The organism is Sphingobium trunci, assembly GCF_022664535.1.
Taxonomy (GTDB): domain Bacteria; phylum Pseudomonadota; class Alphaproteobacteria; order Sphingomonadales; family Sphingomonadaceae; genus Sphingobium.
Window position 1 is genome coordinate 69,905 of the sequence record NZ_JAKUJY010000022.1, and the last position, 9,270, is coordinate 79,174.

Below are 9,270 nucleotides of genomic sequence, written 5' to 3' on the forward strand. Positions count from 1 at the left end.
GTGCGAAGCCGGGGCCGAGCAATCAATAATTGCGACGAAAAACTGAGGGCGGAGTTTTTCAACAGAATCGACCATTTTAAGACATTAGCTTGCGATCCACGCTTTCTCTAAGCGGTCACCAAATAAACTTTTGCGAGAAAAGTAACATATTTTCAAGGCGCAATGTTTAATCGCTGCCCGGAAACTGAAGGCAGAACGATGCGAAACAAAATATTCGCCATTGCAGTTGCGACGCTCCTTGCCGCTTGCGGTTCGCGAGAACCAACTGTCCTAAAAGTTGGCGAAGCTACCTACCGCTTTCCTCATGAGGCGATGGTCGACAATCGAAATAAAGGCGACACATATGTGAATTTCGCTGTCGGACAGTCTGAGGATGGTCGCCTTACCAAAGCCAGCATCAAATTAGAATTTAACGAAGAGTACAATCGAACCCATCGCGCCGGAACGAGGCAGCGCCATATCGGTCAACACGCCACTTCGTTTCCCAATGTGCGTTTGCTGATCCACGGAGCGCAGAGCGGGGAGCTCTATATTGTAAATCGACCTTGGGGTGCCGTCTTATGCAACCGAAAGAACATCCGGTTTGCTGTTTCGTGCGGGACGACATTTGTTGAGGCGGGCGCGCAGTGGCAGGTATTATTTCACCTCGACAAGTTAAATGAGAACAGGGATATAATAGCTGGAGCAAGAACCGCGTTACGCTCTCTCAGAGTGTATTGATTTGCGCCGTTGCAGGTGAGGCTTCGCTGGCATTACGATGATGGCTTCGGTCCGTTTTCGCGCCGTAGCACTCGGAAGCTGCCTTTACGCTACCCACCCCGGCATCGTCATCGCGCGCTGCGAAACGTCATGGGTACTGTAAAGCCGCTGGTCCAGTTCCAGGCGGGAAGAGCAGCCCGAGCAAAACGGAACGCTACCAGACGCGTACTCGATCCTCTTTTCTCAGGAAGAGGCGGTCGACCGGCACGACGCTGAAAGCCGCATACCAGGCGTCAAGGTTCCGCACGGTCCATACTCGTTGCGGAGCTGGTGCGTGAGGATTGGTCAGGAGACGGCGGCGAAGGTCGGCGTCACGATATTTCAGCCGCCAGATTTGCGCCCAGCCGAGAAAAAATCGTTGGTCGCCGGTAAGACCATCGATGACCGGCGGCGTCTTTCCCTTGAGGGATGCGTGATAGGCATCGTAGGCGATGGCGAGGCCCCCTAGGTCAGCGATATTCTCGCCAAGCGTCAGCCTGCCGTTGACGTGCAGGCCGGCCAGCGGCGTGTAGGCGTCGTATTGCGCGGCGAGTTTAGCCGTCCGCGCTTCGAAAGCGGTGCGGTCACCCGGCGACCACCAGGAGCGCAGCCGCCCGCTTTCGTCATAGTTGGCGCCCTGATCGTCGAAATGATGGGTCATCTCGTGCGCGATCGATGCTCCGATTCCGCCGTAATTGACGGCCGAGTCGACGTGCGGGTCGAAGAATGGTGGCTGCAGAATGGCGGCGGGAAAGACAATCGAGACCTTCGGATAGTTGGCGAAGGCATCGACGGTCATCGGCGTCGCGCTCCACTCCCATCGGTAGATATGCCGCCCTACCTTCGCTGCCTCCCAGTCGTGCTGGAAGATCGCCGCGCGCTCGGCGTTGCCGAAGGCGTCACCCTGCCGCATCACGAGCCCAGCATAATCATGCCAGCGACCAGGGTAGCCGATCTGGGCCTTGAATGACGCCAATTTGCGGCGCGCTCGGATTTTTGTCACGGGCGTCATCCAATCGGCGGCATCGATGCGCCGCCCGAACGCGGCGATGAGATCGTCCACCATCGCTTGCGCGGCCGCGCGGGTGCCTGCGGAGAAATGCCGCGCCACATAGATTTTGCTGATGTCGTCAGGCATGGCATCAAGCACGAACCCGGCCGCCTTCCGCCAGCGCGGTTCGGGGGTAGCGGTCCCATCGACGACGCGGCCGTAAAACGCGAAGTCGCTGTCCCGTATGTCAGCCGGAAGCACCTCGGCGTATCGGTGCATCGTGCGCACGATGAGCATATTCCGCAGCGTTTCGATCTCAGCAGCGCCCATCAGACGCAGGATGCCGGCAACGGCATCGGGCTGGCGGATTATGGCACGGCCGGTCCGAAACCCCAGCGCGTGGATCAGGACGGACAGAGGATAAGGCTCGCCGCTGGACCCGGCGGCATCGAAAACCGTCGGATTATAGGTCCGCTGCGCGTCGCGGCTCGCCGCCGCCGTCCAACTCACCTTCGCGATTGCCGTCTCGAAGGCCAGTAATCGCTCGGCGGCCGCGGGCGTGTCGGAAACGCCCGCCAGGCTCAACGTCGTTCCCAGATACCGGCGATACGCGTCACGCGCCTGCTGCATTGCCGGAGCATCCGACAGATAATAGTCGCGGTCGGGCATTCCGAGTCCCGACTGGGACACGACCAAGGCGTAGTGATCGGGGTCGCCATCGTCGGGCTCGACCTTGAAGTCGATCGGCAGGGCAACGCCACGCCTGCCCGCTTCCCCGGCTGCGGCGACATAGGATTGCGACGTGGAAATCGCGCGAAGCCGCGCCAGCAGCGGCGCGACCGGCGTCAGGCCGACCCGATCGATCTGACCGAGATCGAGAAAGGTCCGGAAGGCGATGCCCATGCGGCTGGCCGGGTCACGGCTGGCCTCTTCGAGGATGGCGTGCACCTGATCCCGGCTGCGATCGTCGAGCGCGCCAATCGTCCCCACACTGGCGCGGTCCGCCGGGATCGGGGTACGGCTTTCCCAGTCGCCGTTGGCATAAGCGTAGAAGTCATTGCCCGGACGCGCCCGGCGATCCATGCAGGATGTATCAAAGCCGGACCTCTCCATCCCGTTGCCACCGAGAGCAATCGAAGCCAGCGCGACCGACGCGAATGCCAACGCACCCATCATTGTGCCATGGTAGAAGCTGTGTCGGACGCTCACTTTTCCTCCGGGTGGCTGACGATCACCATCTAAACCCTTGCAAGAGGGGGCCGTCCACACAAGCCTCTAGGGCAAGTATTGGATGCGCCAACCGGCGATGCCACTACCCACTCTGTTCGGTGTCCTTGTTGCAAACAGACGATGGATTGCTTCCCAGAATAATGCTGTGCCTATCGCTTCCGCTGCAGCAAGGCGCTGGCCATCGAACAGCAACCAACCTGCCAACGTGACTGTAAAAGCCCAAAGCGCGATCATCCATGGCCTGGTCACGGGTTTGGCCTACAGCGAATTATGTCGCCTTACCACCATGACTCGCTCAACAGCGGACCATCTCCCGTCCACCCATCTCCGTCATTCCGGAAGCGTCAGATGCCGTCTTTTCAGTTCGTCCAGCACGGCCTGTTCGAAGCCGGTGGGACGGTCCCGGTCGCGGAGTTGCCGGAAGATGGCGATGAGTTGCGCGTCCGAAAGATCGGCGGCGTCAGCGGCGTCTTTCAGATAGTCGTGCATGGCGCGTCTCCCGCAGGAGGCGATTTTCGCATGAAATGGCGGCCATCGCAATTGGCCGGAAAGCTTACCCCCCCGTCGGCGAAGGCCGCCCCCCGATCAGGGGGAACGGCCTTCCACCGCTCACTCAGGCTGCCAGGTCGTAGCGGTCGGCGTTCATCACCTTGACCCAGGCGGCGACAAAGTCCTTCACGAACTTCTCGCCCGCGTCGGCGGAGGCATAGACCTCCGACAACGCCCGCAATTGCGAGTTCGATCCGAAGACCAGATCGACCCGCGTGCCCGTCCATCTGGGCTGGTCGGTCTTGCGGTCGGTGCCGGTGAACTCGTCCTTGCCCGTTTCCTTCCACGCCGTCCCCATGTCGAGCAGGTTGACGAAGAAGGCATTGTCGAGCACGCCCGGCCTGTCGGTGAATACGCCGTGGCGGGAGCCGCCATGATTGGCGCCCAGCACGCGCAGGCCGCCCACCAGCACCGTCATTTCCGGCGCGCTCAACCCCAATAGCTGGGCGCGGTCGATCAGCAGTTCCTCGGTCGGGACGCTGTAGGGCACCGGCGCATAGTTGCGGAAGCCGTCGACCTTGGGCTCCAGCACCGCGAAATTGCCGGGGTCGGTCTGTTCCTGCGAGGCGTCGGCGCGGCCGGGGGTGAAGGGCACCTCCACCGCGTGGCCGCCCTCCTTCGCCGCCTTTTCGACCGCTGCCGATCCGGCGAGCACGATGAGGTCGGCGAGCGAAATCTTCTTCGCCCCCGCGCCGTCGAACTCCGCCTTGATTGTCTCCAGCACGCCCAGGACGCGGCCAAGCTGCTCGGGCTGGTTGACGGCCCAGTCCTTTTGCGGGGCAAGCCGGATGCGCCCGCCATTGGCCCCGCCGCGATGGTCAGACCCGCGATAGGTCGACGCCGATGCCCAGGCCGTCTGCACCAGTTCCCCGACGCCAAGGCCGGACGCCAATATCTTCTGCTTGAGCGCGGCGATGTCGCCCGCGTCCACCAGCGGATGGTCGACGGCCGGGATCGGATCCTGCCAGATCAGGTCCTCGGCGGGCACTTCCGGCCCCAGATAGCGCGACTTCGGCCCCATGTCGCGATGGCACAGCTTGAACCAGGCGCGGGCGAAGGCGTCGGCGAAGGCGGCCGGATCGGCGCGGAAGCGTTCGGAAATCTTCCGATATTCCGGGTCCATCTTGAACGCCATGTCGGCCGTCGTCATCATCGTCGGCAGCCGCTTGCCGGGGCTGTGCGCGCCCGGCGCCAGATCCTCCGGCTTCTGGTTCACCGGCTGCCATTGCTGGGCGCCCGCCGGGCTCCTCACCAGCTCATATTCATAGTCGAGCAGCATGTGGAAGAAGCTGTGGTCCCAGGTGATGGGGGTCGGGGTCCACGCGCCCTCGATGCCGCTGGTGATAGTATGATCGCCCACGCCGCTTTCGAAGCTGCTCTGCCAGCCCAGCCCCTGCAGCGCGATGTCCGCGCCCTCCGGCTCGCGCCCGACCTTCGCCGCGTCGCCCGCGCCATGCGCCTTGCCGAACGTATGGCCGCCGGCCGTCAGGGCCACCGTCTCTTCATCGTTCATGCCCATCCGCTCGAAGGTCTCGCGAATGTCGCGGGCGGATTGCAGCGGATCGGGATGGCCGCCCGGTCCCTCCGGATTGACGTAGATCAGGCCCATCTGGATCGCCGCGAGCGGGCTTTCCAGCACCATATTCTTGTCGGGCTGGATGCGGGTCTGGTTGCCTTCCTGGCCGACCCATTGCTCCTCCGTACCCCAATAAATGTCCTTTTCCGGCTCGAACACATCGGCGCGGCCGCCGCCAAAGCCGAACACCGGCCCGCCCATCGACTCGATCGCGACATTGCCGGCCAGGATCATCAGGTCCGCCCAGCTCAGTTTCTGCCCATATTTCTGCTTGATCGGCCACAGCAGGCGGCGCGCCTTGTCCAGATTGGCATTGTCCGGCCAACTGTTGAGCGGCGCGAACCGCTGCGTGCCGAAGGACGCGCCGCCGCGCCCGTCGCCGGTGCGATAGGTGCCCGCCGAATGCCATGCCATGCGGATGAAGAAGGGGCCATAATGCCCATAGTCGGCCGGCCACCAGGGCTGGCTGTCGGTCATCAGCGCCGTCAGATCCTGCTTCAGCGCGTCATAGTCGATCGACCTGAACGCCGTGGCATAATCGAAATCATCGCCCAGCGGATTGCCCGACAGTCCGTTCTGCTGAAGGATGTCGAGCGAGAGCTGGTTGGGCCACCAGTCCCTGTTGGTCCGCCCCAGCAGCGATCGCAGCGCTGCGGGTTCCTTCATCGGACAGCCCAGCGGGTCACTCGTCTTCGCGTCCATTGCACCTTTCCTTTCGGCTTCTCCAACGACGATTTTCGCCCGTTGACCTTAGGCCATGGCGGATCGTCGGTGAACCGTCCGGGCCATGTTATTTTTCCGATAACAGTATGGAATTAATTGCATGAAGCGGGCGCCGCCGGGCACCCGCTTTCGTGTTTCAGATGCTGAAGGCGAAATGCCCCGCGCCCTTTTGCAGGCGCTTCCAGTTGGCCGCATCCATATGGACCAGCGTGTTATGGTCCCCGCCCTCGAACCAGACATCCCGGTCCATCAGCATGTCGTCGTCGATGATCGTCTTGAGACCATAGGCCGCGCCCACCGGCGGGATCGCGCCCAGCTCGCAATCGGGGAACAGGGCGGCGGTGGTATGTTCTTCCGCCAGGCTCACGTCGCGGGCCAGCCATTGTTGCAGGAAGTTGAAGCTGACATGCTTGGACGAAGGCAGGACGGCCAGCATATATTCGTCGCCCGCCTGCACCAGCACTGCCTTCGCCACCTGCCCTCCGGGGAGATGGGCGGCCTGCGCGGCGCGCGCCATTTCGGCGGCGGGTTCGTGCATCAACTCGTCGAACCGGGTTCCGCAGCGGTCCATATAGCTGCGCAGTTTCTGGGAAATCGCCATGCCAACCTCCATCGGCCCGTCTGTATCGGTCCATGCCGGGGGGCACGGCCAGCCGGACGTCGGCGGCGGGCGCCGAACCTCAAGCGGGCGCCGGTCGGGGAGCGGATCTGGCCTGTGCCATCCAATGACGCCAAGAATAGCAGATTCCGGCCCGATAACCAACGGGGAGGCGCAGCTTTGCCGCCGCCAGGGTCAGGACCGCCGCCTTTCCCTGGCCGACCGATAATCGCGCGGTGGTTGCCCGACATGGCGGGCGAAGAAGCGGGAGAAATAGGCAGGGTCCTCGAACCCGACGGCATAGGCCACCTGCGTCACGGAGAGGTTGGAATAAAGCAGCAACCGCCGCGCCTCCAGCAATGTCCGTTCATCCAGCATCGTCGCAGGCGACGTTCCGGCCACCTGCGCGCAGGCCTGGCGCAGCGCGGTCAGGCTGACGCCCAGCGCCCGCGCATGGTCCGTCACCGGTTCGCGCTGGCGGAAACGCTGCTCGATCCGTTCGCGCAGCCGCGCCACCAGGGCTGCCTGCCGCGCGCTGCCGCCATGGCTTTGCCGGGCGAGCGCGCCATGGCGCAGCGCCAGCACCATGACCGACAGCAGCGCCGCCTCCACCGCCGCCCGCTGCCCCGGCCCGGCCCAGCCCAGTTCGCGCGCCATCCGCTCTATTCCCTGTTCGGCCTCGCGGCCGTCCTCGGCGCGCAGCGTGACGGCATGGGGGCGCCGGAACAGGGCCGGGATATCCGCGTCGCGCTCCAGCAGATGGTGCAGATAGCTGTCGGCGATGGTCGTCACCCAGCCACGCGATTCCCGGTGCCAGCCGAAGCCATGGACGATGCCCGCCGGAACTAGCAGCAGGCAGGGCGCCTCGAAATGCACCGTCTCCGCCTCCGCCCGCATCCGCCCGCCGCCCTCGGCGATCAGGATGATATGGTTGAGGTCGCGGTGGACATGCGGGCGGATCGTCCATTCGCTGGGGCGGGACCGGTCGTCCAGCCTTTCGACATGGACGAAGCCCTCGGCCACGCTGCGCTGGGGTTCGCCATAAAGATAGAAGCTGGGGACGGCGCTTGGGGTCATGGTGGATCGTCCATCTATGCCCCCGTGGCGTTTCGGGCGCAAGGGTGCCCGTCCGGCATCTTATTTCGGCTCCCCAGGGCGGCGTCCTGTCTCTATCCTGCCCGCACAATCGGGACGCAGGAGCAAAGATGAAGGAAATCGTCGAAACCCGTTCGGGCGCCGTGGGCGGCATCACCCAGGATGGCGTCACGCGCTTTTTGGGGATTCCCTATGCCGCGCCGCCCGCCGGGACGCTGCGCTTTGCCCTGCCGCAGCCGCATGCGCGGTGGGATGCCGTGCGCCAGGCCGACGAACCCGGCCCCAATGCGCCGCAGAGGATTCGCGGCTTTCGCGGGCTGGACGTCCATGCGCTGGTCGGCCATGGTTGGGTGCCGGGCGAGGATTATCTGGCGCTCAACATCTGGAAACCGGCTGGCGCGCAGAGCGGCCTGCCGGTGATGGTCTTCATCCATGGCGGCGGCTGGGTGCTGGGGTCCAAGGATGCGCCGGTGCAGGACGGCGCGGCCTTTGCGCGCGACGGCGTGCTGATGGTGGCGATCAACTATCGCCTAGGGGTGGAGGGATTCCTGCCCATCCCCGGCATCCCCACCAATCTGGGGCTGCGCGACCAGATTTTCGCGCTTCAATGGGTGCGGGACAATATCGCGGCCTTTGGCGGCGATCCGGCCAATGTCACGTTCCTCGGCGAATCGGCGGGTGGCCTTTCGATCGCCAACCTCATGACCTCGCCCCGCGCCAGGGGGCTGTTCCGCCGCGCCATCGTCCAGAGCGGCCATGGCGGGATGACCCGCGATATCGGCGTTGCGCAGCGGCTGGTGAAGAAGCTGGCGCAACTGTTGCGCATCACGCCCGACGAAGCCGGTTTCCGCTCGATCGAGCCGGGCGCGATGCTGGACGCCGTGGAGACGGTCAACCTGCCCACCACGCCCCTCGACCTGCGCGACGCCGATGGGCGGGAGCCGGTGTTCGGGATCAGCCGCTTCATCCCCGTCCATGGCGACGATGTGCTGCCCGACAAGCCGCTCGACGCGCTGAAGCAGGGCGCGGGGGCGGAGGTCGACCTGCTGATCGGCAGCAATGCGGAGGAGATGAACCTCTATTTCGTTCCGACCCGGATTCGCGAAACCATCGGGCGCCTGGCCGCCACCTATGCCGTCCATCGATGCCAGCCGCAGGCGCGCAAGGTGCTCAACGCCTATGGCATGGGGACAAGGGGCGTGAAGCCTGGCCATGTCTTCACCGATGCGCTGCACGATCTGGTATTCCGCTGGCCCGCCCGCCGCTTTGCCGAGGAGCATCGGGGCCGCACCCATATGTATGAGTTCGAATGGCGCTCTCCCCTGTTCGGCGGGCTGGGCGCGGCCCATGCGGTCGAACTGCCCTTCGTGTTCGACACGCTGGCATGCGCCACCGGCCCGCGCGGCGTGTTGGGCGAGGCGCCGCCGCAGGCGCTGGCCGACCGGGTGCACCGCATCTGGGTCGACTTCGCCAAGTCCGGCGCCTTGCCCTGGCGCGCCTTCAGCCGCGACGACCGGCAGGTCTATCAACTCGCGCGGGGGGAGGCGATCGATGAAGCGCCCATGCCTGCGGCGCCCTTCCTCCCCTGATGGTGGGTTCCCTCATCATGAACGGGCTGGCAGGCTTCCGGCGGACGGGCGGAGCCGGACGCCTTCAAGGCAATCGCCTCAATTCAATGGGATAGAGCCATTTTCCCGATCTTTTTCGAGAAATTTCCAAAAACTGTCATTTTAGGGGTTGCCCGAATCTCCGGACCCCCATAGATGGCCC

7 protein-coding genes are annotated in these 9,270 nt (G+C 64.2%); 2 read left to right on the plus strand and 5 right to left on the minus strand.

The features are described 5' to 3' along the window. The first annotated feature begins 162 nt into the window (after positions 1–162). Entirely contained in the window at positions 163–720 is a 558-nt protein-coding gene (locus tag MJ601_RS17085) for a hypothetical protein (RefSeq protein ID WP_242128594.1), read from the plus strand. Positions 721–913: 193 nt separating this feature from the next. Here the strand turns inward: MJ601_RS17085 and MJ601_RS17090 are convergent, their stop codons facing one another. The 5 genes from MJ601_RS17090 to MJ601_RS17110 form a co-directional block, all read right to left on the minus strand. Next, complete coding sequence (locus MJ601_RS17090) at positions 914–2,902, minus strand: M13 family metallopeptidase (protein ID WP_242128597.1); 1,989 nt, start codon at positions 2,900–2,902, stop codon at positions 914–916. 387 nt (positions 2,903–3,289) lie between these two features. Continuing rightward, positions 3,290–3,448, minus strand: a complete 159-nt coding sequence (locus MJ601_RS17095) for a hypothetical protein (protein WP_242128599.1) — start codon at positions 3,446–3,448, stop codon at positions 3,290–3,292. A gap of 124 nt (positions 3,449–3,572) precedes the next feature. Next, positions 3,573–5,786, minus strand: coding sequence for a catalase/peroxidase HPI (gene katG / locus MJ601_RS17100; protein ID WP_242128601.1), 2,214 nt, complete (start codon positions 5,784–5,786; stop codon positions 3,573–3,575). Between the two features lie 157 nt (positions 5,787–5,943). Beyond that, positions 5,944–6,408 (minus strand): aminoacyl-tRNA deacylase, encoded by a 465-nt coding sequence (locus MJ601_RS17105; protein ID WP_242128603.1) that lies wholly within the window; start codon positions 6,406–6,408, stop codon positions 5,944–5,946. A gap of 192 nt (positions 6,409–6,600) precedes the next feature. Beyond that, positions 6,601–7,482, minus strand: a complete 882-nt coding sequence (locus MJ601_RS17110; RefSeq protein ID WP_242128607.1) for a helix-turn-helix domain-containing protein — start codon at positions 7,480–7,482, stop codon at positions 6,601–6,603. Positions 7,483–7,610: 128 nt separating this feature from the next. On the opposite strand from MJ601_RS17110, the gene MJ601_RS17115 reads away from it, so the two are divergent. Then, positions 7,611–9,089 carry a carboxylesterase/lipase family protein gene (locus MJ601_RS17115; RefSeq protein ID WP_242128609.1) on the plus strand — a complete coding sequence of 493 codons (1,479 nt, stop codon included), beginning with the start codon at positions 7,611–7,613 and terminating at the stop codon, positions 9,087–9,089. Positions 9,090–9,270: the final 181 nt, after the last annotated feature.